The organism is Pseudomonas sp. zfem004 (genome assembly GCF_032621715.1).
In the GTDB taxonomy this organism is placed as follows: Bacteria; Pseudomonadota; Gammaproteobacteria; order Pseudomonadales; family Pseudomonadaceae; genus Aquipseudomonas; species Aquipseudomonas sichuanensis.
In genome coordinates, this window is sequence record NZ_JAVYJF010000018.1 from 67,831 (window position 1) to 92,033 (window position 24,203).

General features: G+C 65.5%; 26 protein-coding genes and 1 pseudogene. 15 read left to right on the forward strand and 12 right to left on the reverse strand.

Features of this window, described 5'->3' with window-relative positions:
• Positions 1–10: 10 nt before the first annotated feature.
• Complete coding sequence (locus tag RTH46_RS19255) at positions 11–1,012, reverse strand: NADP-dependent oxidoreductase (protein ID WP_316906371.1); 1,002 nt, start codon at positions 1,010–1,012, stop codon at positions 11–13.
• Between the two features lie 178 nt (positions 1,013–1,190).
• On the opposite strand from RTH46_RS19255, the gene RTH46_RS19260 reads away from it, so the two are divergent.
• Complete coding sequence (locus RTH46_RS19260; protein WP_153786923.1) at positions 1,191–1,952, forward strand: SDR family oxidoreductase; 762 nt, start codon at positions 1,191–1,193, stop codon at positions 1,950–1,952.
• Positions 1,953–1,980: 28 nt separating this feature from the next.
• On the opposite strand, the gene RTH46_RS19265 is transcribed toward RTH46_RS19260, so the two are convergent.
• Positions 1,981–3,183, reverse strand: a complete 1,203-nt coding sequence (locus tag RTH46_RS19265) for an MFS transporter (RefSeq protein ID WP_316906372.1) — start codon at positions 3,181–3,183, stop codon at positions 1,981–1,983.
• A 121-nt stretch (positions 3,184–3,304) separates the two neighbouring features.
• On the opposite strand from RTH46_RS19265, the gene RTH46_RS19270 reads away from it, so the two are divergent.
• The 3 genes and pseudogenes from RTH46_RS19270 to RTH46_RS26360 all read left to right on the forward strand — a co-directional run bounded on the left by RTH46_RS19270 (position 3,305) and on the right by RTH46_RS26360 (position 6,757).
• Positions 3,305–4,702 carry a PLP-dependent aminotransferase family protein gene (locus RTH46_RS19270; protein ID WP_153786921.1) on the forward strand — a complete coding sequence of 466 codons (1,398 nt, stop codon included), beginning with the start codon at positions 3,305–3,307 and terminating at the stop codon, positions 4,700–4,702.
• A 969-nt stretch (positions 4,703–5,671) separates the two neighbouring features.
• Positions 5,672–5,851: pseudogene (locus RTH46_RS26355) on the forward strand (hypothetical protein); the annotation flags it as partial.
• A gap of 201 nt (positions 5,852–6,052) precedes the next feature.
• Positions 6,053–6,757, forward strand: coding sequence for a methyl-accepting chemotaxis protein (locus tag RTH46_RS26360; protein WP_390967781.1), 705 nt, complete (start codon positions 6,053–6,055; stop codon positions 6,755–6,757).
• Positions 6,758–6,888: 131 nt separating this feature from the next.
• On the opposite strand, the gene RTH46_RS19280 is transcribed toward RTH46_RS26360, so the two are convergent.
• Positions 6,889–8,079 carry a benzoate/H(+) symporter BenE family transporter gene (locus RTH46_RS19280; RefSeq protein ID WP_153786919.1) on the reverse strand — a complete coding sequence of 397 codons (1,191 nt, stop codon included), beginning with the start codon at positions 8,077–8,079 and terminating at the stop codon, positions 6,889–6,891.
• 146 nt (positions 8,080–8,225) lie between these two features.
• Here RTH46_RS19280 and RTH46_RS19285 point away from each other — a divergent pair, with 146 nt between their 5' ends.
• Positions 8,226–8,828, forward strand: coding sequence for a glutathione S-transferase family protein (locus RTH46_RS19285; RefSeq protein WP_110992551.1), 603 nt, complete (start codon positions 8,226–8,228; stop codon positions 8,826–8,828).
• Between the two features lie 81 nt (positions 8,829–8,909).
• Here the strand turns inward: RTH46_RS19285 and RTH46_RS19290 are convergent, their stop codons facing one another.
• From RTH46_RS19290 to RTH46_RS19310, 5 genes are all read right to left on the reverse strand, one after another.
• Complete coding sequence (locus RTH46_RS19290; protein WP_153786917.1) at positions 8,910–9,275, reverse strand: glutaredoxin family protein; 366 nt, start codon at positions 9,273–9,275, stop codon at positions 8,910–8,912.
• A gap of 76 nt (positions 9,276–9,351) precedes the next feature.
• Positions 9,352–9,897, reverse strand: a complete 546-nt coding sequence (folE, locus tag RTH46_RS19295; protein ID WP_153786916.1) for a GTP cyclohydrolase I FolE — start codon at positions 9,895–9,897, stop codon at positions 9,352–9,354.
• A gap of 69 nt (positions 9,898–9,966) precedes the next feature.
• Entirely contained in the window at positions 9,967–10,527 is a 561-nt protein-coding gene (locus tag RTH46_RS19300; protein ID WP_153786915.1) for a Smr/MutS family protein, read from the reverse strand.
• A 128-nt stretch (positions 10,528–10,655) separates the two neighbouring features.
• A complete protein-coding gene (locus RTH46_RS19305) occupies positions 10,656–10,976 on the reverse strand; it encodes a hypothetical protein (RefSeq protein WP_110992555.1) in 321 nt (106 codons plus the stop codon).
• Between the two features lie 89 nt (positions 10,977–11,065).
• On the reverse strand, positions 11,066–11,656 hold the full coding sequence (locus RTH46_RS19310; protein ID WP_110992556.1) for a cysteine hydrolase family protein: 591 nt from the start codon (positions 11,654–11,656) through the stop codon (positions 11,066–11,068).
• A 179-nt stretch (positions 11,657–11,835) separates the two neighbouring features.
• Between RTH46_RS19310 and prmB the strand changes: the two genes are divergently transcribed.
• A complete protein-coding gene (gene prmB, locus RTH46_RS19315; RefSeq protein WP_153786913.1) occupies positions 11,836–12,744 on the forward strand; it encodes a 50S ribosomal protein L3 N(5)-glutamine methyltransferase in 909 nt (302 codons plus the stop codon).
• Positions 12,745–12,922: 178 nt separating this feature from the next.
• On the opposite strand, the gene RTH46_RS19320 is transcribed toward prmB, so the two are convergent.
• Both RTH46_RS19320 and RTH46_RS19325 read right to left on the reverse strand, forming a co-directional pair.
• On the reverse strand, positions 12,923–13,708 hold the full coding sequence (locus RTH46_RS19320) for a hypothetical protein (RefSeq protein WP_316906374.1): 786 nt from the start codon (positions 13,706–13,708) through the stop codon (positions 12,923–12,925).
• Between the two features lie 123 nt (positions 13,709–13,831).
• Positions 13,832–14,791: an alpha/beta hydrolase gene (locus RTH46_RS19325; protein ID WP_153786911.1), complete on the reverse strand. Its 960-nt coding sequence runs from the start codon at positions 14,789–14,791 to the stop codon at positions 13,832–13,834.
• Positions 14,792–15,027: 236 nt separating this feature from the next.
• On the opposite strand from RTH46_RS19325, the gene aroC reads away from it, so the two are divergent.
• The 3 genes from aroC to RTH46_RS19340 all read left to right on the forward strand — a co-directional run bounded on the left by aroC (position 15,028) and on the right by RTH46_RS19340 (position 17,922).
• On the forward strand, positions 15,028–16,119 hold the full coding sequence (aroC, locus tag RTH46_RS19330) for a chorismate synthase (RefSeq protein WP_153786910.1): 1,092 nt from the start codon (positions 15,028–15,030) through the stop codon (positions 16,117–16,119).
• Between the two features lie 112 nt (positions 16,120–16,231).
• On the forward strand, positions 16,232–17,386 hold the full coding sequence (locus RTH46_RS19335) for an MFS transporter (RefSeq protein ID WP_316906375.1): 1,155 nt from the start codon (positions 16,232–16,234) through the stop codon (positions 17,384–17,386).
• Positions 17,386–17,922, forward strand: a complete 537-nt coding sequence (locus RTH46_RS19340; RefSeq protein WP_316906376.1) for an oxidase — start codon at positions 17,386–17,388, stop codon at positions 17,920–17,922. Before RTH46_RS19335 ends, RTH46_RS19340 begins: the two co-directional genes overlap by 1 nt.
• A 9-nt stretch (positions 17,923–17,931) precedes the next feature.
• On the opposite strand, the gene RTH46_RS19345 is transcribed toward RTH46_RS19340, so the two are convergent.
• Positions 17,932–18,204, reverse strand: coding sequence for a DUF3509 domain-containing protein (locus RTH46_RS19345; protein ID WP_110992563.1), 273 nt, complete (start codon positions 18,202–18,204; stop codon positions 17,932–17,934).
• 267 nt (positions 18,205–18,471) lie between these two features.
• On the opposite strand from RTH46_RS19345, the gene RTH46_RS19350 reads away from it, so the two are divergent.
• On the forward strand, positions 18,472–18,993 hold the full coding sequence (locus RTH46_RS19350; RefSeq protein WP_316906377.1) for an ankyrin repeat domain-containing protein: 522 nt from the start codon (positions 18,472–18,474) through the stop codon (positions 18,991–18,993).
• 62 nt (positions 18,994–19,055) lie between these two features.
• A complete protein-coding gene (locus RTH46_RS19355) occupies positions 19,056–19,586 on the forward strand; it encodes a hypothetical protein (RefSeq protein ID WP_316906378.1) in 531 nt (176 codons plus the stop codon).
• 122 nt (positions 19,587–19,708) lie between these two features.
• Here RTH46_RS19355 and RTH46_RS19360 read toward each other — a convergent pair whose 3' ends face one another.
• Complete coding sequence (locus tag RTH46_RS19360; protein ID WP_153786905.1) at positions 19,709–20,647, reverse strand: ZIP family metal transporter; 939 nt, start codon at positions 20,645–20,647, stop codon at positions 19,709–19,711.
• Positions 20,648–20,773: 126 nt separating this feature from the next.
• Here RTH46_RS19360 and RTH46_RS19365 point away from each other — a divergent pair, with 126 nt between their 5' ends.
• From RTH46_RS19365 to RTH46_RS19380, 4 genes are all read left to right on the forward strand, one after another.
• Entirely contained in the window at positions 20,774–20,965 is a 192-nt protein-coding gene (locus tag RTH46_RS19365; protein ID WP_125463163.1) for a PLDc N-terminal domain-containing protein, read from the forward strand.
• 228 nt (positions 20,966–21,193) lie between these two features.
• Complete coding sequence (locus tag RTH46_RS19370) at positions 21,194–23,272, forward strand: LTA synthase family protein (protein ID WP_316906379.1); 2,079 nt, start codon at positions 21,194–21,196, stop codon at positions 23,270–23,272.
• Positions 23,273–23,416: 144 nt separating this feature from the next.
• Positions 23,417–23,653: a hypothetical protein gene (locus RTH46_RS19375; protein WP_153786904.1), complete on the forward strand. Its 237-nt coding sequence runs from the start codon at positions 23,417–23,419 to the stop codon at positions 23,651–23,653.
• Between the two features lie 185 nt (positions 23,654–23,838).
• Entirely contained in the window at positions 23,839–24,171 is a 333-nt protein-coding gene (locus RTH46_RS19380; RefSeq protein ID WP_110992570.1) for a ribonuclease E inhibitor RraB, read from the forward strand.
• The last annotated feature ends 32 nt before the right edge of the window (positions 24,172–24,203 follow it).

Below are 24,203 nucleotides of genomic sequence, written 5' to 3' on the forward strand. Positions count from 1 at the left end.
CCCCGGGACATCAGACCTTCAACACCAGCTTGCCGAAGTTTTCCCCGCTGAACAGCTTGAGCAGCGTCTCTGGGAAGGTTTCCAGCCCCTCGACCACATCTTCCTTGCTTTTCACTTTGCCGCTGGCCAGCCAGCCGGCCATTTCCTGTGCGGCCTTGCCGTACTCCTTGACGTAGTCCATCACCACGAAGCCTTCCATGCGCGCACGGTTGACCAGCAGCGCCAGGTAGTTGGCCGGGCCTTTGACCGCTTCCTTGTTGTTGTACTGGCTGATGGCGCCGCAGATCACCACCCTTGCCTTGAAATTCAGGCGCGACAGCACCGCGTCGAGGATATCGCCGCCGACGTTGTCGAAGTAAACGTCCACGCCCTTCGGGCATTCACGCTTCAGGCCCGCCAGCACGTCCTCGGCCTTGTAGTCGATGACGCCGTCGAAGCCCAGCTCGTCGAGCAGGTACTGGCATTTCTGCGCGCCGCCAGCGATGCCGACCACGCGGCAGCCTTTGAGCTTGGCAATCTGCCCGGCGATGCTGCCCACGGCGCCTGCCGCACCGGAGATCACAACGGTCTCGCCTTGCTTGGGCTGGCCGACGTCGAGCAGGGCGAAGTAGGCGGTCATGCCGGTCATGCCCAGGGCGGAGAGGTAGCGGGGCAGGGGGGCCAACCGTGGGTCGATCTTGTGCAGGCCCTGGGGTTCGCCGGTGAAGTAATCCTGCACGCCCAAGGCGCCGCTGACATGGTCACCGGGCTTGTAGTCCGGGTGCTGCGAGGCAACCACTTCGCCCACGCCGAGGGCACGCATCACCTGGCCCAGGCCAACTGGCGGGATATACGACTTGCCTTCATTCATCCAGCCGCGCATGGCCGGGTCGAGGGACAGGTACAGGTTCTTCACCTGAATCTGGCCCGCGCCGGGTTCGTCAGCCGGTACCTGCTCGAAGGTAAAGTCGTCGCGGCGCACGGCGCCGACCGGACGCTTTGCCAGCAGGAAACGGCGGTTGGTCTGGGGCATGGCGGATTCTCCTGAACAGGTTAAAAGAGGGTCGATGATCGGCTGTGATTATGTACTGCGTCACGCAAAATCACCGCAAACGATAGTAGTCCAACCGTGCCCCTGATGATGCTGCCCAGCCGGCAGGCGGGCTGACTAGACTCAGCCTCGACTCAATTTCTCCATGCAGGAGCCAGTGATGAGCATGACCTTCTCCGGCCAGGTAGCCCTGGTCACCGGTGGCGCGGCGGGTATCGGCCGGGCGACAGCCCAGGCGTTCGCCGCCGAGGGGCTGAAAGTGGTGGTGGCCGACCTGGATGCGGCCGGCGGCGAAACCACGGTGGCGCTGATCCGTGAGGCGGGTGGCGAGGCCCTTTTCGTTGCCTGCGACGTGACCCGCGACAGCGATGTGCGCCAGTTGCACGAGAAGACCGTGCAGGCCTATGGCCGGCTGGACTACGCCTTCAACAATGCCGGTATCGAGATCGAGAAGGGCCGCCTGGCCGAGGGCAGCGAGGCCGAGTTCGACGCCATCATGGGCGTCAACGTCAAGGGTGTGTGGCTGTGCATGAAGTACCAGCTGCCTTTGCTGCTGGCCCAGGGTGGTGGCGCGATCGTCAATACCGCCTCGGTGGCGGGCCTGTCGGCGGCGCCGAAGATGAGCATCTATGCCGCGTCCAAGCACGCGGTGATCGGCCTGACCAAGTCGGCGGCGATCGAGTATGCGAAGAAGGGCATCCGGGTGAACGCGGTATGCCCGGCGGTGATCGACACCGACATGTTCCGCCGTGCTTACGAGGCCGACCCGCGCAAGGCTGAGTTCGCCGCGGCGATGCATCCGGTCGGGCGCATCGGCAAGGTCGAGGAGATCGCCAGCGCGGTGCTGTACCTGTGCAGTGATGGCGCCGCGTTTACCACCGGGCACAGCCTGACCGTCGATGGCGGTGCACTGGCGATCTGATTGTCCCGTCAGCGCTGGGCAGATGGGATCAATTGTCTTGCTCGCCATTCAAACATCTGCGCGATTCCTGTGGGAGCGGGTTCACCCGCGAACGGGCCGGCCAGGTTATCCACAACCGCCACGCCACCCCCGCACACCCCAGCAGCAACACCGTGCCGAATACGCTCAGCGCCAGGCGCGACCCCAGCCTGTCGCTGAGCAATCCAGTAAAGATCACCGGCAGGCTGAACCCCAGATACGCCAGCAGGAAGAACCCGGCACTGGCCCGGGTCTTCTCGCTGCCGGCGAGCTGGTTCACCGCAGCCAGCCCACCCAGGTAGATAAAACCGTAGCAGGCACTGCTGGCGGCAATCGCGCCCAGCAGCACACCGGCCAGCTGGCCGCTGTCGGCGCCCCAGGCCAGCAACCCATAGCTGCAGGGCAGAATCAGCAGTCCGAGCAGTGTGGCCTGGGCGCTTGGCAGGCGCCGGGCCATGGGCTGGAACAGCAGCCCGCAACTGATCACGCAGAAGGTCGAGAACCCCGACCAGGCACTCAGGCCGTGTTGGCGCAGGATCCCCGGCAGCAGGGCGATCACCAGGCCGACACAGGCCCACGCGAGCAGGATCGCCAGGCCGTAGGCCAGGCTGCCGGCGGGGTAGCAAGGCAGACGCAGCATGGCGCTGCGCTGCGCCGGGCGCGGGTCGGGCAGTCGCCACACCAACAGCACTGCGATGCCCGCGAGCAACAGTTGCAGATGAAAGCTCGCCGGTGCCAGGGTGGGCCCGCGCAGCAGGCACAGGCTGGTCAGCGCCGCGCCCAGGCCGAAGCCCAGCGAGGTGCTGGCCGTGACCCAACTGGCGGCGCGGCCGCTGTCGCTGCCCGCCATCAGTTCGCCCATGTAGGCGGTGGCCGTGGCCGATGCCAGCCCGGTACCCAGGCCCAGGAGCATGCGCGCGACACCCAGTGCCTCCAGGCTTGGGAACATCAGCATGATCAGCGTGGCGAGCATCGACAGGGCCAGGGCGGCGATGATCAGCGGGCGTCGCCCGACCCGGTCGGCCAGCCCGCCAAGGGCCAGCAGCACCGGCAGTACGCCAAGCACATAGCCGGAGAAGGCCACGGCGGTGGTCGCGGCGCCACGGCCGGCGAGTTCGGCGTAGGTGATGTATAGCGGTGCCTGCAGGTTCACCGCGAGGGTGATCAGGCACAATGCGAAGGCCAGCAGGGCCGGGGCATGGCGGGTGGGCATGGGGGCATCCGTCAAAGGGGGAGTGTCTGTCGGCAGCATCGCGGCTAGGGGGTTGCCCAACAAGGCACACTCCCCAGGCATTTGTGCTTAACTGTTCGACCAAAATCAGCGAACACTTGCCATGCACCTGAATCTGGATCGCCTGCAGCCAACGCCCCTGGTCCAGCAACTGACCGAACAGTTGCAAGCCTGGATCGAACAGCAACGCCTGCGCCCCGGCGCCCGCCTGCCGTCGATCCGCACCCTGGCCAAGGCCCAGGCGGTAAGTGCGTCCTGCGTGATCGAGGCCTACGACCGCCTGGTGGCCAGCGGCTGGCTGGTGGCGCGGCACGGTGCCGGTTTTTTCGTTGCCGAACGCAAGCCAGGGCAACAAGTGGATGCCGGCAGCGCCTGGGGCGAGGCTACCGACGGCAGTTGGCGCCTGTTCCGTGAAGGCCATGAAGCGCTGCTCAAGCTCGGCTGCGGCTGGCTGCCGGTAGCCTGGCGCGCCGAGGCGGAACTGGCGCAGGCCGTGCGCCAGGTCAGTCGCGGCGAGCCCGAGGCGCTGTTCGACTACTGCCCGCCCCTGGGCCTGGCCAGCCTGCGCCTGCAACTGCACAAGGGCCTGGCGCGGCTCGATATCAGCGCCGAGCCCGAGCGCATCCTCACCACCCAGGGCATCAGCCATGCCCTCGACCTGCTGGTACGCACCCTGCTGGCGCCGGGCGACACGGTGCTGGTGGAGCGCCCCGGCTACTACAACCTGTTCAACCTGCTGCGCCAGCACGGCGTGCGGATGCTTGAAGTGCCCCGCACGCCCACCGGGCCGGACATTGGCGAACTCGAGCGGCTGCTGGTCGAGCACCGGCCACGCTGCCTGTTCACCAACAGCCTGTACCAGAACCCCACCGGCACCAGCCTGACCCCCAAGGTCGCCTATCGCCTGCTGGAACTGGCCCGCGAGCATGACCTGCGGATCATCGAGGACGACCTATACGCCGACTTCCAGGAAGGCCCGGCCACCCGCCTGGCCACCCTCGACAGCGAGCAGCGGGTGATCTACCTGGGCAGCTTCTCGAAAACCCTCAGCAGCTCGCTGCGGGTGGGCTACCTGGTCGCGGAACCGGCGCTGATCGCCCGCCTGGCCGAGTTGAAGATGGTCAGCGGCATCGGCACTTGCCGCTTTGCCGAGCAGGTGATCGGCCAGATGCTTGCCAATGGCAGCTACCGCAAGAGCATCCAGCGCCTGCGCGTGCGCCTGGGGCAGCACATGGCCAAGCTCCTCGGGCAACTGGAGGCGTGGGGCTGGGAGGTATTGTGCGAACCCTGTGGCGGCATGTTCGTCTGGGCCCGCTCGCCCGGGCGCGACTTTGCCGCTCTGGAGCGTCTGGCGCTGGAACATGCCGTGCTGCTCACGCCCGGCAGCGCCTTCGACCCCCAGGGGCGGGCGTGTGACTGGCTGCGCATCAATGTCGCGTACGGGCAGGACGTCCGCGCCCAGGCGTTCCTCCGACATGCGGGGCGACCTCCAGCGGCCTGAAAGCGACACGCTCATAGCTAAATGACACCATTCTGACGCCAAGCTCTTGTGAGGTGGCTGCCGCCGTTGTCACTCTTGCTTCTCGGAAAAGCCCGACAAGGCAGAGGGGAATCGGTGATGGCGGTGACCAAGCACGGTGTTCTGGCCAATCTGGGCATGGCCCGCAAGCTCGGTTTGGGCTTTGCCTTGGTGCTGCTGCTGACACTGCTGGTGGCAGCCATCGGCGTCTACGCGCTGTTCAGCGTAGGCCAGCGCTTCGACGGCTTGCGCCAGATGGCCCAGTTCAATACCGACCTGCTGCGCCTGCGCCAGCACGAGCAGGCGTTCGCCCTGCGCTCCGACATCACCGAAGCCGATGCGCTGCGCACTGGCCTGCAGGGCCTGCTCGAGCGCGCCCGTGGCCTGCCGGGGCTGGCCTCGACCGAAGACGAACTCGGCGCCTACGGCCAGGCGTTCGACCAGTTCGTCCAAGCGGTGCAGGGCAAGGAGCTGGCGCTGGACATGGCCAGCTGGTCGGTGTCCAGCGTGGCCAACAACCTCGATGTGCTGCAGGCCGGCCTGGCCGATGACGGCACCTACACCCTCAAGCAGTCGCAAGGCCAGCAGGGCGGCGAGTTTCTCGAACAGGCCGGCCAGGTGGCGCAGGTGTCACGGCTGATGCTGCAGGCCATGGATGAAGCCCGGGTGCGCCTGGAGCAGAGCCGCAAGGGCGGCGAGGTGGGCCAGGGGCGCATTGCGCAGACGGTGGAGGCGGCCAGCCTGGTCGAGCAGCTCAAGGGCGCGGTGAGCGATGCCGGTTACCAGAGCGTGCTGGGCGAGGTGGCCGGGCATATCGCCAGCTTCTCCGACAAACTCAATGAATACACCGACCTGCTGGCGCAGGAGCAAGGCATCAAGGCCCAGTTGCAGGTCCGCGCCGAACAGGTCACGGCGCGGGTCGACCAGGCCTACAGCGCACAGGAACAGGCGATGCAGGCCGAGCTCGCACGCAATGCCGTGGCCATTGCCGCCGCCACCGCGCTGGCGCTGCTGGTCGGGGTGCTGGCGGCCTGGCTGATCACCCGCGCGGTGGTCGCGCCGCTCAAGCGGGTGATCATCCGTGCCCGGCGCATCGCCGCCGGTGAGCTGGCCATCGAGGCCGAGGCGCCGCGCAAGGACGAGGTCGGCCAGTTGTTGCAGGCCATGCAGCAGATGGCCGAGGGTTTGTCCGGTGTCGTCAGCGGCCTGCAGCAAGGCATCGAGCAGTTGGCCGGCAACGCCCAGGCGTTGTCGGCCGTGACCGAGCAGACCAACCGCGAAGTCGGCAGCCAGAAGGACGAGACCGAGCAGGTGGCCACCGCCATGCAACAGATGACCGCCACCGTGCATGATGTGGCGCGTAATGCCGAGCAGGCGGCCGAAGCGGCCCAGGCCGCCGACGACAAGGTCGAGTCCGGCCAGCAGGTGGTGCGCCAGAGCATGCAGCGCATCGAGCAGCTGGCCGCCGCCGCCGAGACCGCCAGCTGCGGGATCGACAGCCTGAGTGCCGAGATCCACACCATCGGCGACGTGCTGGAGGTGATCAAGAGTGTCGCCGAGCAGACCAACCTGCTGGCGCTCAATGCCGCCATCGAGGCCGCTCGCGCCGGTGAGCAGGGGCGTGGCTTCGCCGTGGTGGCCGATGAAGTGCGCGCCCTGGCGCGGCGTACCCGGCAGTCCACCGAAGAGATCGAGCGCCTGGTGGCCAGCCTGCGTGGCAATGCCCAGCAGTCGGTGACGCAGATCCGTGGCAGCACCGAGCTGGTGCGCCTGGCGGTGGCCGATGCGCTGCAGACCGAAAGCGCGCTGGGCAGCATTGCCGCGGCGGTGTCGTTGATCCAGCAGATGAACCAGCAGATCGCCGCGGCGGCCGAGCAGCAAAGCTCGGTGGCCGAGGAGATCAGCCGCAGTGTCACGCAGATCCGTGGCAGTGCCGATCAGGCGGCGCTGGCGATGGAGGACAATGCCCGCTCAAGCGTTGAACTGGCGCGGCTGGGGGATGACCTGAAGGGGATGGTGGGGCATTTCCGCCTGTGATTGGCTGGGGTGTCCCCATCGCGGGGCAAGCCCGCTCCCACGCTGCTCACTGCTCTTCAAGGGTCGGATGGGGGCCAACTTCCTGAGGACAGTCCAAAGCGTGGGAGCGGGCTTGCCCCGCGATAGCGTTTTCAGCCCTTGCGCGGGCTGAGGATAAGCAAGGTCAGCACCCCCGCCACAATCCCCCAGAACGCCGACCCGATCGAGAACAGGGTGAACCCCGACGCTGTCACCATGAAAGTGATCAGCGCCGCCTCACGCTCGCGAACCTCGCCCATGGCCACGCTCAGGCCATTCATGATCGAACCGAACAGCGCCAGCGCAGCGATCGACAGCACCAGCTCCTTGGGCAGGGCGCCGAACAGCGCCGCCAGGGTGGCGCCGAAGATACCGGCGATACCGTAGAAAATCCCGCACCAGACCGCGGCGGTGTAGCGCTTGCGCGGGTCCTCATGGGCATGCGGCCCGGTGCAGATGGCCGCGCTGATGGCCGCCAGGTTGACCCCGTGCGAACCGAACGGCGCCAGCAGCAGCGAAGCCAAGCCAGTGGCCGAAATCAGCGGCGAGGCCGGCACCTGGTAGCCGTCGGCGCGCAGCACGGCGACCCCGGGCATGTTCTGCGAGGTCATCGCCACCACGAACAACGGGATGCCGATGCTGATGGTCGCCGCCAGCGAGAAGCTGGGCGTGGTCCACACCGGGGTGGCTACCTCGAGCTGGAAGCCGCTGAAGTCCAGCAGGCCCAGCGCGCCGGACAGCGCGGTGCCCACCAGCAGCGCGGCCAGCACGCAATAGCGCGGCGACAGGCGCTTGACCAGCAGGTAACTGAAGAACATCCCCAGCACCAGCAGGGTACGGTGCTGGGCGGCGACGAAGATCTCACTGCCGATCTTGAACAGGATGCCCGCCAGCAAGGCGCTGGCCAGCGACGCGGGAATACGCTTGACCAGCCGTTCGAAGCTGCCGGTTAACCCGCAGATCAGCACCAGCACGGCGCAGGTGATGTAGGCGCCAATGGCCTCGCCGTAGCTCACGCCGCCGAGGCTGGTGATCAGCAGGGCCGCGCCGGGCGTCGACCAGGCCACCGTGATCGGCGTGCGGTAGCGCAGCGACAGGCCGATGCTGCACACCGCCATGCCGATCGACAGCGCCCATATCCACGACGAGATCTGCGCGCTGGTCAGGCCCGCCGCCTGGCCGGCCTGGAACATCAGCACCAGCGAGCTGGTGTAGCCGGTGAGCATGGCGATGAAACCGGCGACTACCGCCGAGGGGGAGCTGTCTGCCAGCGGGCGCAGGGGCACGGTGGTGGCATCGGTCATAGGGTGAATTCCTTGTACAGGTGTAAGCATTTTTTTCAGGCTACCGTGCCATGGCTTGATCCTTGCCATACAGCAGGCATTGCATTTAGCCGTACAGTCGCCAACTATTGGCCACGGTTGTGCAACTGCGTGAAAGGGGAGGGGCGATGTACAAGGTGTATGGCGATTACCAATCGGGCAACTGCTACAAGGTCAAGCTGATGCTCAGCTTGCTGGGCCGCCCGTACGAGTGGCAGGCGGTGGACATTCTCAAGGGCGAGACCGAAACCCCCGAGTTCCTGGCCATGAACCCCAATGGCAAGGTGCCGGTACTCAAGCTGGAGGATGGCACTTGCCTGTGGGAGTCCAACGCCATCCTGAACTTCCTCGCCGATGGCAGCGAGTTCCTGCCCAGCGAGCCACGCCTGCGCACCCAGGTGCTGCAGTGGCAGTTCTTCGAGCAGTACAGCCATGAGCCGTATATCGCAGTGGCGCGGTTCATCCAGTTTTACCTGGGGCTGCCGGACGAGCGACTGGAGGAATACAAGGGGCTGCACAAGGGCGGTTACAAGGCGCTCAAGGTGATGAACAAGCAGCTGGAGATGACGCCGTACCTGGTCGGCGACCAGTATTCGATTGCCGACGTGGCGTTGTACGCCTACACCCATGTGGCGCATCAGGGCGGGTTCGATCTTTCTGCCTATCCGGCAGTGCAAGCCTGGTTGGCGCGCGTGGCCAGCCATCCGCGGCATGTGCCGATGGTGGATTGAGTTGAGTTATCGCGGGGCAAGCCCGCTCCCACGCCGGTATCTGGCGTGGGAGCGGGCTTGCCCCGCGATGGCTTGTAGCCTCTAAGCGAAGCGCTTGTCCAGGTAGGCAATGATGTCCTTGGACTCATACATCCAGGTCACCTTGTCGCCTTCTTCGATGCGCAGGCATGGCACCTTCACCCGGCCACCGCCTTCGAGCAGCGCCTGGCGGTGCTGGGCATCGTTCTTGGCGTCACGCAGCGCCACCGGCACGTTCAGGCGGTGCAGGGTGCGCCGGGTTTTCACGCAGAACGGGCAGGCGTGGAACTGATACAGGGCTAGGCCCTTGGCTTCCTGCTCAACGCGCGCCTGGGCCGAGGCATCACGCTTCTTCTTGGCCGGGCGGCTGATCCAGTCGCCGAAAACGATGAGCTGGCCGAGGCCGACCCGCAGGGCTTTGACGATCATGACTGACTCCTGATCTGGTTGAGGCGCACAAAACAAAAAGCCGACCCCTGGGGGTCGGCTGCGAATCACGGGCCGATCACTTGATCAGGCTGAGGAACTCGCTGCGGGTGGCGGCGTTGTCACGGAACTCGCCGAGCATCACCGAGGTGAGCATGGTGGAGTTCTGCTTCTCGACACCGCGCATCATCATGCACATGTGCTTGGCTTCGATGACCACGGCCACGCCAGCGGCACCGGTCACCTGTTGCACGGCCTCGGCGATCTGGCGGCTGAGGTTTTCCTGGATCTGCAGGCGACGGGCGAACATGTCGACGATGCGCGCCACTTTCGACAGGCCCAGTACCTTGCCCTGAGGCAGGTAGGCGACATGAGCCTTGCCGATGAACGGCAGCATGTGGTGTTCGCACATCGAATACAGCTCGATGTCCCGGACCAGCACCATTTCGCTGTTGTCGGAGCTGAACAGCGCGTTGTTGGTGACTTCTTCCAGGGTCTGCTCATAACCGCGGCAAAGGTACTTCATGGCCTTTGCAGCCCGCTTGGGCGTGTCGAGCAGGCCCTCGCGGGAGACGTCCTCACCCAGTTGGCTGAGGATCTCGGTGTAGTTCTGTTCCAGGGACATGGATCTACCTGTGGAAAATTTCGCAAAGGCGAAGGGTACGGCGGCGGCGGCGGCGCTGCAAGCGCGATGTCACTCGTCGCGCCCTTCGAGCATGGTTCGCTTGAGCATGACATACACCGCGCCAGTACCACCGTGGCGGGCCTGGCACGAGGTGAAGCCGAGCACCTGCGGGTGCTGGCGCAGCCAGGTGTTGACGTGGCTCTTGATCATCGGGCGCTTGCCGTCGATACGCGCGGCCTTGCCGTGGGTGACGCGCACGCAGCGAACTTCGAGCTTGGTGGCCTCGGCGATGAAGTCCCAGAGGATCTCGCGGGCTTTCTCCACGCTCATGCCGTGCAGGTCGAGGCTGCCCTCGAAGGCGATCTGGCCGAGCTTGAGTTTGCGGATCTGGCCTTCCTGCACGCCGTCGCGGCGCCACATCAGTTCGTCTTCGGCACCGACGTCGATGACGAACTGGTCGGACAGGCCGTCGACCACCAGTGGCTGGTCGCTGCGGATGGTCGCCGCCTGGCGCAGGCCGGCCAGCTGCTTGCGATCGGCCTTGGCCTTGCCGACTTCGGCGCGGTCGTGCTTGATCTGCTTGACCCCGCGCACTTCGCTGCGGAAGAGGGAAAAATCGTCGTCTTGCATGGTGCCTCCACGTGGGCGGCGTAGTTTACGCGAGTGGGGCAGGGTTGTGTTGCCCTGGCCGACGCCATCGCGGGGCAAGCCCGCTCCCACAGGCTATAGCGTGGGAGCGGGCTTGCCCCGCGATGGCGTCAGTCGTGCTTCTTCATCAAATGCGGCGACAGGTTCAGCTCACGCCCGCGGCGCAGGCGAATGCGGCTGCGCCGCCAGAAACGCACGCCGACATACAGCAGCAACAGCCCGACCACGGTCAGTGTGGCCGCGAGCGGGCGGTTGGCATTGAGTTCGGCGAGGGCAGGGTAGTTGCCCAGCAGGCCGGCGATGCCGGCCATGGCGAGCAGGATGCCCAGGGTAGCCAGCAGGACGGAGAAGGCGGCGGCCAGGCGCGCGCCCCAGTTGCGCGGCTCGCGCTGGCGCAGGCGTCTGGCATCGAAACTGCCTTTGAGCTTCATTCGAATTCCTCGGGATCTGGTGTCGCTGATCCGGGTTTCGACCTGCTGCCCGCCCTCGGGTTCCGCCCGTCCGCCGGGCGGTGCCTGGCTCAGACCAGGCTGGCGGTAGGGGCCACGCAGGCGAAGTTGTCGGCCATCACGGCCATCTCGCACTGGTGGATCTGCGCGGCAGGAATGACCCCGTCCTTGAAGGCCAGGTCACGGGTCGCCGAGGCATCTTCCACCAGGGTGCAACGATAACCATAGTCCTTGGCGCGGCGTACGGTGGTGCTGACGCTGGAGTGGCTCATGAAGCCGCAGACGATCAGGTCCAGGTGACCGAGTTCCTGCAGCGTTTCGTGCAGCTTGGTGTTCTTGAAGGCGTTGGGCATGCGCTTTTCGATGATGGTTTCACCGGCCAGCGGCTCCAGGCCCGGGATGAACTCGCCGCGCGCGCCCTGCGGGTCGAACAGGCCGCCGACAGTGCCCAGGTGGCGAACGTGGATGATCGGGCGCCCGGCCTTGCGGGCAGCGTCGAGCAACCGGGCGATGTTGGCCACGGCCTCGTCCATGCCCGACAGCGCCAACGGACCGCTCAGGTACTCCTTTTGCGCGTCGATGACGATCAGGCTGGCTTGGCCCAGCTTGGCCGGCGGGTAGTCGCGGCCGCTGAGGCGGAACATCGTGGTTGGAACGGACATCAAGGGCTCCTTGGATAGGGCTTTTGTGTACCTATTCTCCCTTGCCTTGGCGCCAATGTGAATGGTTGACATTGCAGGCGGCATGGTTACTGGCCTGTGGCTACCCATTCGGCTATCCGAGGGAGCATTTGTGTGGTGTGGGCTGTTAGACTTTTGGCCTGTCTGAAAAGGAGTCCTCCGTGATCACATCCCGCCTGCGCACCCTGCGCGACCATATCCGCTGGGCGGTCAGCCGCTTCCATGAGCATGAGCTGTTTTTCGGCCACGGTGCCGACAATGCCTGGGACGAAGCCCGCCTGCTGGTGCTCGGCGCCGTGCACCTGCCGTGGGAGGTGGCCGACAGCTACCTGGACTGCCAACTGGAAGACGACGAGCGGGTACGCCTGATGCACTTGCTCAAGCGCCGTATCGAGGAGCGGGTACCGACCGCCTACCTGCTGGGCGAGGCGTGGTTCTGCGGCATGTCGTTCATCGTCGATGAGCGTGTGCTGGTGCCGCGCTCACCTATCGGCGAGCTGATCGAAAAACGCTTCGAGCCGTGGCTGGCGGCGGAACCTGCGCGCATCCTCGACCTGTGCACCGGCTCCGGCTGCATCGGTATCGTCGCTGCCGAGGTGTTCCAGGAGGCCGAGGTGGTGCTGGGCGACCTGTCCTTCGAGGCCCTGGAAGTGGCCAACCAGAACATCGAGCGCCACGGGCTGGATGCGCGGGTCTACACCGTGCAGGGTGATGGCTTCGCCGGCCTGCCGGGGCAGCGCTTCGACCTGATCCTGTCGAACCCGCCCTACGTCGACTCGGAAGACTTCGCCGACATGCCGGCCGAATACCACCACGAACCCGAACTGGGCCTGGCCTGCGGCAACGACGGCCTGGACCTGGTGCGGCGCATGCTTGCCGAGGCGGCAGACCATCTGACCGAGAAAGGTTTGCTGATTGTCGAAGTGGGCAACAGCCAGGTGCATGTCGAGGCGTTGTACCCCGAGGTGGACTTTGCCTGGCTGGAGTTCGAGCGCGGCGGGCACGGGGTGTTCATGCTGACTGCCGAGCAGTGCCGACAGCATCAGGAACTGTTCGCTTCGCGGGTTTGATCGGCGTTCGCTGAACTGGGGCCGCTTTGCGGCCCATCGCCGGCAAGCCGGCTCCCACACCGATCGCATAAACCCAAACAATGCGTAATTCCTGTGGGAGCCGGCTTGCCGGCGATGAGGTCAGTGCAAGCTACACAAGGCAATTGCTCCCACCCCGACCGCTGGCTTGCCGGCTGTGTCAGCGCGTGGCAATCCAGATCAGCAGCCCGGCCTGGAACACCGCAAAGGCCACCAGGCAGGTGATGGTGAAGCGCAGCCCGTTGTCCTCGCGGCGGTACTTGGCCACACGCTCGTCACGCTCGCGCAGCTGCGCTTCTTTTTCCATCAGGTTCTGCTCGGCCTGCTGCAGCATGCCGGCGGCGTCGAGGATATCGACCCGCTGCACCTTCTCGGTATTCCAGCCGCCCTTGAGCTGGCCAACCGTGGTTTCCACCACGGCGCCCTTGAGTATCTGGCCTTCGCTGTACTCCACGGCCAGGCCGACGCTGGTCAGCACATGGTCGCGGCGCAGGCGCGTGTCTTCGTTCAGCGCGTCCTTGTTCGGCAGGCTCATGCCTTCGATGTGGTAGCCCGAGCAGCGCTGTTGCAACCATTGCACCGCCTGGGCCAGCAGGTAGCGGCCAAGCCCACGATTGAGCGGCTCCAGCTGCAGGCCGGCGTCGCTGCCGATACGCACCAGGCGCTGTTCGTGATCGACGCGAATATCCAGCTGGTTCTGTTCCTTGCGCACTTTCTGCCCGGGCAGGCGGATTTCCATGCGCAGCAGGCTATGGGCCTTGTCATGCCGCTCGGCGTAACCGAACTGGACGAAGCGCAGCGGGCGGGCGCCGCTGTTGCGATCGGTCGGCAGAGCGGCCAGGCGCAACAGCTGGAAGTGTTCGGCAGCCAGGTCCGCCCACGGCTGCGGGGCGCTTTCCGGGGCTTGTTCTTCGGGCGCCTCGGCGGCGGCGGGAGCATCGGTCATCAGGGCAATCCTCAGGTGCGCGGCGGCCGGGTACTGGTGGACATCGCACGCGCCGTCACCGCCTTCTCATGCCGCGTTATCGGCAGCCATCGCCAAGACCTGAGCCTGCGGCGGCAGGAAAGCTCAGGCCGGCGGCAGGCCATGGATGAAGGCGACGATCCGTTCGCCCAGTTCGCTGGCCAGCGGCAGTTCGGGATTGCTGTAGCTGTCGCGTTGCTGGCGCATGTCCCGGGGGCTGATGCGCAACATGTGGTTCATGCCGTCGATCAGCGCCAGTTGCGCGTCTGGCTTGGCGGCCTTGAGCCGTTCGGCGTCGGCAACCTCTACCTGCACGTCATTGCGCCCCTGAATGATCAGCGCCGGCACCTGGAGCCTGGCGAACGCCGACGCCGGGTCCTGGCGCAGCAGCGAAATCAGGTACGGCTGCACGCTGGGGCGGAACACCTGGCGCAGCGGGGCCGGGACATCCAAGCTGGTCTGCCCGGCCTGCAGGCGGTCGATCAAGGCCACGCCGCCGGCCAGTTGCGCCGCGGGCAGGCGCTGGGCCAACTGCTCGCGCAGCACATCGGCCACCGGGCGACCGCTGCCGGCCAGGGTGATGACCGCGCTGGCGCCGGCCTGCTCGGCGGCCAGGCTGGCAATCAGTGCGCCCTCGCTGTGGCCGATCAGGATCAGCGGGCCGAAACGCGGGTCGTGGCGCAATTTCTGGCCCCAGGCCACGGCGTCGGCGACGTAGCGCTCGACGCTCAGATTGCGCTCGTCCGGGGTGGCCGGCTGGCTGGCGGCCACCCCGCGCTTGTCATAGCGCACGCTGGCGATGTGTTCGCCGGCCAGCAGCAAGGCCAGGCGCTTGAGGTTGTCGATACGCCCGGAGGCCGGGTTGTTGCCGTCGCGGTCGGTAGGGCCGGAGCCGGCGATGATCAGCACCACCGGCGGCGGGGTGTCCTGCTGCGGCAACAGCAGGCTGCCGTGCAGCACGCCCTGGCCGGTGTCCAGGTCGATCGGGCGTTGAAGGACCGTGGGCGCGGCCTGGGCGAGGCTGGCGCAGAACAGCAGGAGCAGGGCGGCGAGGCGCGACGTCATGGAGGGGGTACTACCTGATGAGATGACAGTAGGACAGGGTGGGTGGGGGAAGGTTCTCATGGCCATGTCGTCCCATCGCGGGGCAAGCCCGCTCCCACGATAATCACGTGGGAGCGGGCTTGCCCCGCGATAAGGCCATTCCAGGCAAATGAGCGCCCCGAAGTTTTCACCCATTGCACCGGCTTTCCGTATACTGGCCGCCTCTCACCCACTCAGGCTGATTTCGCGGAGCGTCCATGTCCGGCAATACCTACGGCAAGCTGTTCACTGTCACCACCGCTGGCGAAAGCCATGGCCCGGCGTTGGTCGCCATTGTCGATGGGTGCCCGCCCGGGCTGGAAATCTCCCTGGCCGACCTGCAGCACGACCTCGACCGGCGCAAGCCCGGCACCAGCCGGCACACCACCCAGCGCCAGGAAGCCGATGAAGTGGAGATCCTCTCCGGCGTGTTCGAAGGTCGCACCACCGGCTGCTCGATCGGCCTGCTGATCCGCAACACCGACCAGAAGTCCAAGGACTACTCGGCGATCAAGGACCTGTTCCGCCCGGCCCACGCCGACTACACCTACCACCACAAGTACGGCGAGCGCGACTACCGCGGCGGCGGGCGCAGCTCGGCGCGCGAGACCGCCATGCGCGTGGCAGCCGGCGCCATCGCCAAGAAGTACCTGGCCACCCAGGGCATCCGCGTGCGCGGATACATGAGCCAGCTCGGCCCGATCGAGATCCCGTTCAAGACCTGGGACTCGGTGGAAGACAACGCCTTCTTCAGCCCCGACCCGGCCAAGGTGCCGGAGCTCGAGGCCTACATGGACCAGCTGCGCCGTGACCAGGACTCGGTCGGGGCGAAGATCACCGTGGTGGCCGAGGGCGTGATGCCGGGCCTGGGCGAGCCGATCTTCGACCGCCTCGACGCCGAGCTGGCCCATGCGCTGATGAGCATCAACGCCGTCAAGGGCGTGGAGATCGGCGCAGGTTTCGCCAGCGTCGCCCAGCGCGGCACCGAACACCGCGACGAAATGACGCCGGAAGGATTCCTCAGCAACAACGCTGGCGGAATTCTCGGTGGCATTTCCTCCGGCCAGCCGATCGTCGCCCACCTGGCGCTCAAGCCGACCTCCAGCATCACCACGCCGGGCCGCTCGATCGACATCGACGGCAACCCGGTGGAGGTGATCACCAAGGGTCGCCACGACCCATGCGTCGGTATCCGCGCCACGCCGATCGCCGAGGCGATGATGGCCATCGTGCTGATGGACCACCTGCTGCGCCACCGCGCACAGAATGCCGATGTGAAGGTGAATACCCCGGTGCTGGGCCAGCTCTGACAGTCCCGGCCCCATCGCGGGGCAAGCCCGCTCCCACGGGATTCGTGGGAGCGGCGGTGCGCCGCTGCGACTTGCCCCGCGATAGGGCCGGTAGCCTCTGAACGGACTTCCCATGCCTCCCATCCCCTACTGGCGCCTGTCCAGCTTCTACCTCTTCTACTTCGCCCTGCTCGGTTCCACCGCGCCGTTCCTGGCCCTGTACTTCGATCACCTTGGCTTTTCCCCGGCACGCATCGGCGAGCTGGTGGCCATCCCCATGCTGATGCGTTGCATCGCCCCCAACCTGTGGGGCTGGCTGGGTGACCGCAGTGGCCAGCGCCTGCTCATCGTGCGCCTGGGTGCCCTGTCGACCCTGGCGACCTTCTCGCTGATCTTCTTCGGCAAGAGCTACGCCTGGCTGGCGCTGGTGATGGCCCTGCACGCGTTCTTCTGGCATGCGGTACTGCCGCAGTTCGAGGTGATCACCCTGGCCCACCTGCACGGCCAGACCGCGCGCTACAGCCAGGTGCGGCTGTGGGGCTCGATTGGCTTCATCCTCACCGTGGTCGGCCTGGGGCGCCTGTTCGAACAGTTGAGCCTGGACATCTACCCGGTGGCCCTGGTGACCATCATGGCCGGCATCGTCGCCGCCAGCCTGTGGGTGCCCAACGCGCAGCCAGTGGAGCATGCCGAACGGCGCGGGGCAGGGGGCTTCCTCAAGCAGTTGCTGGCCCCTGGCGTGCTGGCGTTCTACCTGTGCGTGGGGCTGATGCAGCTCAGCCACGGCCCGTACTACACCTTCCTTACCCTGCACCTCGAGTCGCTGGGCTACAGCCGCGGCGCGATCGGCCTGCTGTGGGCGCTGGGGGTGGTGGCCGAGGTGCTGGTGTTCATGGGCATGAGCCGCATTTTTGCGCGTTTCTCGGTGCGCCGGGTGCTGCTGGCGAGCTTCCTGCTGGCCGCCGTGCGCTGGCTGCTGCTGGGCAACCTGGCGGATATCCCGGCGGTGCTGGTGCTTGCCCAGGTGTTGCATGCCGCCACCTTCGGTTGCTTCCACGCCGCCAGCATCGCCTTCGTGCAGTCCAGCTTCGGTGCCCGCCAGCAGGGCCAGGGCCAGGCGTTGTACGCCGCCCTGTCCGGCACCGGTGGTGCGCTGGGCGCGCTGTATTCGGGTTACAGCTGGAAACTGCTGGGCCCGCACTTCACCTTTGGTATGGCCAGCGTCGCGGCACTGGCGGCAGCCGTTATCATTGCCCTCCGTTTGAAAGACAGCAGGAACGACCCCTGATGAGCATCCTCAGCGTTTTCCACCGCAGCAGCCCGGAAATTGCGAACAAGGTACTGACCCACCACGACGACATCGTCGCCACCCTGGCCGAGCAGGGTGTACGCCTGGCGCGCTGGGAGTCCGGCGCGCGTCTGCGTCCGGGCAGCAGCCTGGGCGAGGTGCTGGACGCGTGCCGCGCACCGCTCGACCGGCTGATGAGCGAGCATGGCAGTGCCACCTTCAGCCTGCTCAGCCGCGATGGCGTCGACTCCGCCGAGGTCGACTTGCGCGACGAGCATGTGCATGACGACGAGCAAGTGTTCGCGCTGATCAGCGGGCGCGCACAGTTGAGCCTGCGCCTGGGCGATTTTGTCTATGCGGTACTGTGCGAGAAAGATGATGTGCTGGTGGTGCCGGCTGGCACCCGGCGCTGGCTTGACCTGGGGGACACGCCGTTCTGCCTGGCGCTGCAGCTGCACGCCAGCGAGCAGGGCGTGCAGCCGCGTTTCACCGGGGATCTCGGTGCCCGGCAGTTCCCGGGGTTTGGCGAGCTCTGAAACAGCTGCTCAGCGGTAGGTCGGCAGCGCGAAGCGCTGCTGGCTCTGCAGCCTGGAGATCACCGGCAGTTCACTGGCTTGTTCGGCGAGGTCACGGCGCAGCGCACTGATCGCCCACGACAGCTGTTCGGCACTGTGCAGTTGCGCGTAGCTCAGCACGCGGCGGGTGACCACGCCATCGGCGGCGCGCAAGGTCAGCAGCACACCGCCGTCCGGGCGGGCCTGAGTGTCCACCTGATAAGCGGAAAACACCGAGACGAACTTTTGCTGGATGAGGTCCATATCAACTCCTGACTGATGTGTGGGCAGACATGAGTTGGTTTTTGCAGTGATCGTGCCATTCTGTTTGTTATAAAAAGTCCTTTAAAAACAATAGTTTAATGAGGATTATTAGGTGCCTTGCATTGCATTCTGCAAGGTCGTGCAATTTGCACAGTGCATTTTGCACGGTCATAGCTTCTGTCTCTGCCCCCCATAGAATCTGAACCTTTGACCCGCTGGCGGTGCCTGACCAACACTTGGGCCCATTCAATTGCCAGGAGGTTCCAGATGTCTGACCAACAGCCCACGCCCATGACCGCCGAAGAAACCGCCGCGTTCGCCGAAGAAGTCTTCGAGCGTGCCCGCCGCGGCGATGCGCCGATGCTCGGGCGCCTGCTCGACAGCGGCTTGCCGGTCGATTTACGCAACCATAAGGGCGATACCCTGCTGATGCTGGCCAGCTACCACGGCCACCATGAAGCGGTGCAGGTGCTGCTGGCCCACGGTGCCGACCCACTGATCGCCAACGCCAACGGCCAGTTGCCCATCGCTGGCGCGGCGTTCAAGGGCGACCTGGCGATGATTCGCCTACTGCTGGAGCAGGGCGTGCCGGTAGACGCCGCCGCAGCGGACGGCCGCACCGCACTGATGCTGGCGGCGATGTTCAATCGTCTGGAGATCATCGACTACCTGCTGGCCCAGGGCGCCGACCCGACCCACCGCGATGCCGCGGGGGCCACCGCACTGATGGCTGCGCGCACCATGGGCGCGACGGACGCCGCAGCGCGCCTCGAAGCACTCGCCGGCTAACGGCCTGGGGGCGTTTGCGGCTATCCTTGGCGCCTTTTCACGCCAACCCGCAGGGCCCCCCCATGAAAGACCAGTTGCTCGAACTCATCCGTCTCATCGCTGCCGGCTGCATGCGCGATGAGGATATCGAGCGCATCGCCGACGAAGCCGCCCAGGCTTACGCCGACCCCGCCGCCTTCCTTGCCGCCAACCCGGACATCAACTTCGACGACACCTTCCCGTTCCCGCTGGGCGAATGGGTGGTGGTCGGCAGCCTGCCCGACACCGTGCTGTTCCAGGCCGACAGCTACCAGGAGTTGTTCCAGCAGATCTGCGATTCGTTCGACAAGAGCGTGCCGTTCACCCTCAAGCCCAAGCAGCTGGCGCGTACCGAGCCCTTGACTGCGCTCAACCGCATCCAGGTGCAGATGGGCGCGCTGAACAAGGAAGCCGGCGGTTATGTGCTGCTGAACTTCAGCCAGTTGCTCGACGATGAGTTGCAGGTGGTGATGGTGGGGCAGAACGACCTGGCGCGGGTACTGGAGCTGGGCGCAGCGGTGGGGATCAAGGTCGAGCCGGCGCTGGAAGCGTTGAAGGTGGCTGTGCACGTCTGAAATTTGCGTCGCTATTTTCGCGGGTAAACCCGCTCCCACAGGTTCCGTGCATTCCCCACGATTGCACAGTACCTGTGGGAGCGGGTTTACCCGCGAAATGGGCCTGAAGGTTGCTGTCAGTTTCAACCCAACGCGGTATCGAGAAACATCATCACCGCAAACCCGCCCATCAACCCCAGTGTCGCCGCGGTCTGGTGGCCGTTGCGGTGGGTCTCCGGAATCACCTCGTGGGATACCACGAAGATCATCGCCCCCGCCGCCAGGCCCATGCTGATCGGGTAGGCCAGGGCGAATCCGGTGGAGATGCCCAGGCCGATCACCGCTCCCAACGGCTCCATCAGGCCGGAGCCGATCGCCACCAGCGCCGCCTTGAAGTTGGACAACCCCGTGGCGCGCAGGGCCAAGGCGACCGCCAGACCCTCGGGAATGTCCTGGATGGCGATGGCGCTGGTCAGTGGCAGGCCGATGCTCATGTCGCCGTTGGCGAAACTCACGCCGATGGCCATGCCTTCGGGCAGGTTGTGCAGGGTGATGGCCAGCACGAACAGCCACACCCGGCTCACCCGCTCGGCCTGCGGGCCACAGGGGCCGGTGCTTTCGTGCTCGTGCGGGGTGAAACGGTCGAGGCCGAGCATCAGCAGCACGCCCAGGCCCATGCCCAGCACCACGGTGAAGGCCGCGGCCGGGCCGTTGCCGGTGATCTCGCGGGCGGCGTCGAGGCCGGGCAGAATCAGTGAGAAGGAACTCGCGGCGAGCATCATGCCGGCGGCAAAGCCAAGCATCACGTCCTGGCTGCGCGCGCTGACGTCGCGCAGGACCACCGCAAGCACCGCGCCCAGCGCGGTGGCCGCAAAGCCGGACAGGCCGCCGAGGGTGGCCAGGGGCAGGTGGTCGGCATGGTCACCGTTGAGCGCGTTCCAGATGCTAGCCAGCAGCAGCGCGACGATGGCCAGCAGGCTCAAGCCCAGGCCGGCGCTGAGCCAGGGTGTGGTGCGGGCCTGTTGCCGCCAGGCGCTGAGTGGCGAGAAGGGGGCGGCGTCCTGGGTGTGGGCTGGGGGCATGCGGACCTCGAAGCGATGAATGTTGCCAGTCTATCCACTGACTGGCCCGTGGGACCAAGGATTCCCCTCTATCGAGGCCATAGCCAGCTATGCTCTGGCTCACATTCACCTCACGGGAGCGGCGGCATGGGCTCTACTTTCAACGGGCTGGTCGGCCTGGTCATCCTCGCCCTGGACATCTGGGCGGTGCTCAACGTACTCAAAAGCAGCGCCGAAGTCGGCATCAAGGTGTTGTGGATCCTGCTGATCGTGCTGCTGCCGGTGCTGGGGCTGATCATCTGGGCCATTGCCGGCCCGCGGGGCAACCTGCGGATCTGATCGCCTGCTGCGGCGAAAAACTGGCATCAGCCGTTACAATTTGCCCACGACAAGGCCTATCCTGCCATAGCCTGTGAAAGGCGCTATCGACAAAATTTTCACACTCGATTTTCGAGAATCCGCGCCGCACAATGCCGCTCTGGTCCGGTGCCATGATCGATGGCAAGGCCTGGCTGTCGGCGATTTCGCCCTTTTCGCAAACCCGCAATCCTTAGGACCTCTCCATTCATGGCTAACACGGATGCCCTGAAGCAAGGGGGCGCGCGAGGCTCGTTCTCGCCGACCCTGAAATCCCACCTGGCCTATACGCTGCTCAGCGGCCTGGTGATCATGCTGATGCTCAGCCTCGTGCGCCTGGCGCTGCTGGTCTACAACAGCGACATGATCGGCGACACCCCGTACTCGACCGTGGCCGAAGGCTTCCTCAACGGCCTGCGCTTCGACCTGCGGGTGGTGGTGTACATCAGCATTCCGCTGCTGTTGGCCCTGCTCAGCCCCTGGCTGATGGCCCGGCGTGGCCTGTTCCGGCTGTGGCTGACCATCGCCTCGAGCGTGGTGATGTTCCTCGGCCTGATGGAGATGGATTTCTACCGCGAGTTCCACCAGCGCCTGAACGGCCTGGTGTTCCAGTACATCAAGGAAGACCCCAAGACCGTCATGAGCATGCTCTGGTACGGCTTCCCGGTGGTGCGCTACATCCTGGCCTGGCTGGTCGGCACCTGGCTGCTGAGCCTGCTGTTCAAGGGCATCGACCGCCTGACCCGTGGCGCTGGCGCCAGCCTGCAGGGCGCTGGCACGCGTACCGTGGCGCCTTGGTATGGCCGCCTGGTGGTGTTCGTAGTCATCCTGCTGATTGCCGTGGTTGCCGCCCGTGGCACCCTGCGTCAGGGCCCGCCCATGCGTTGGGGCGATGCTTTCACCACTGACTCGAACTTCGTCAACCAGCTTGGCCTGAATGGCACCCTGACGCTGATCGATGCCGCCAAGAGCCGCTTCGGTGAAGACCGCGCCAACATCTGGAAAGCCACCCTGGACCAGAACCTGGCCACCCAGAGCGTACGCGACCAGCTGCTGACCCCGCATGACACCCTGGTCGATGCCGACGAAGCGGCGATCCGTCGCGACTTCGTGCCGCCCCAGGAGCGCACCCTGCCGATCAAGAATGTGGTGGTCATCCTGATGGAAAGCTTCGCCGGGCACTCGGTGGGCGCCTTGGGCAGCGAGGCCAACATCACCCCGTACTTCGACAAGCTGGCCAAGGAGGGGCTGCTGTTCGACCGCTTCTTCTCCAACGGCACCCATACCCACCAGGGGATGTTCGCCACCATGGCCTGCTTCCCCAACCTGCCGGGCTTCGAATACCTGATGCAGACCCCGGAAGGCGGCCACAAGCTGTCCGGCCTGCCAGCGCTGCTCAGCGCCCGCGACTATGACGACGTCTACGTTTACAACGGCGACTTCGCCTGGGACAACCAGTCCGGGTTCTTCGGCAATCAGGGCATGACCACCTTCATCGGCCGCAACGACTTCGTCAATCCGGTGTTCTCCGACCCGACCTGGGGTGTTTCCGACCAGGACATGTTCGACCGCGGCAACGAAGAGCTGGCCAAGCATGACGGCAAGAAGCCGATCTATGCCCTGCTGCAGACGCTGTCCAACCACACCCCGTACGCGCTGCCCAAGGACCTGCCGGTCGAGAAGGTCACCGGCCAAGGCCGCCTGGACGAACACCTGACCGCCATGCGCTACTCCGACTGGGCGCTGGGCCAGTTCTTCGAGAAGGCGCGCAAGGAGCCGTACTTCAAGGAGACCCTGTTCGTCATCGTTGGCGACCACGGCTTCGGCAACCACCAGCAGGTCACCGAGCTGGACCTGGGCCGCTTCAACGTGCCGCTGTTGCTGATTGCCCCGGGTATCCAGGACAAGTTCGGCGCGGTCAACCACACCGTGGGTACCCAGGTCGACATCGTGCCGACCATCATGGGTCGCCTCGGTGGCCAGGCCCGCCACCAGTGCTGGGGTCGTGACCTGCTCAACCTGCCGGAAGGCGATCAGGGCGTGGGTATCATCAAGCCGTCGGGCAGCGAACAGATCGTCGGCCTGGTGCAAGGTGACCGCATTCTCATCGAGTCCAAGGACATGAGCCCGCGTATGTACCGTTACCAGCTGGGCCGTGAGTTCAAGGCCGAGCTGATCGAAAGCCCGGACGAGTCGCAGTTGCAGAAAAAGCTGGAGGCCTACATCCAGACCGCGACCAAGAGCCTGCTGGACAACACCGCGGGTGTGGTCCATGGCACGCCGAAGTAAGTAAGTCGTTGCAGCGAAAAAGCCCGCCCTGATCCGGCGGGCTTTTTTTATCAGGTTTCATGCTTGGGGCTGAACAATTGCCCCCTTGCCAGGGTCAAGCTAGTACGCAGTTTCACTCACCGTAGTGGTAGCGAGGGCTGATCGATGAAAGAGTGGGAAGTCCGTTTTGCTGATCAGAAGGGCGAACCGCAATCGCTGTTGCTCAACGCCGAGCAGCGCCCCAGTGAGGAAGATGCCGCACGGGCGATTCGCTCCCGTTTGTTTCCGCTCATGGATGAGCTGGACCTCAACGATTTTCAGGATCGCAGTTTCTCCCCGACTGCGCGTTGGCTCAAGGAGCAGAGCGGCGTCACCATCACCGCTATCCACGAAGCCCCCTGAACAACGGGTTTCTGGCAAGGTGCCGGCTCAGGCACTACGCTGTTTGAACGCGTGGGCCTAATCTGCGGGCCCGCGTCGTCTTCATTCTCGTTTTGCATCAGCTCTAAACGCCAGGCAGGTTTCAAATGCCAGGCAAGTGCGTTGTGCACGGAAAGTCTATCCATTGCATTGCAGGAGGACGTTTCATGAGCAGCCTGAACGACGATATCAGCAGCAGTGTCCTCAGCCAGATGAAAGCTGGCGGTTTCGATTTCACCCGCATCCACCCCATCGAGTTCTATGCCGTGTTCCCCGACGAGGCCTGTGCGCGCCGGGCGGCGGGGCAGTTCCGTGGGGAGTCGCTCAGTGCCCAGGTGAGTGAGCGTGACGATGGCGCCTGGCACCTGGAGCTGAGCAAGGTCATGTACGCCACCTACGGCGGGATTGGCGCTTTCGAGGCATCGTTCGAACGCGTGGTTTCGCCCTATGGCGGCGAGGTGGAAGGCTGGGGCGTCAAGCAGGAGCGGCCGATCGCCTGAGGCCATTTCAGAATAGCTTTCGCCTGCCGCTC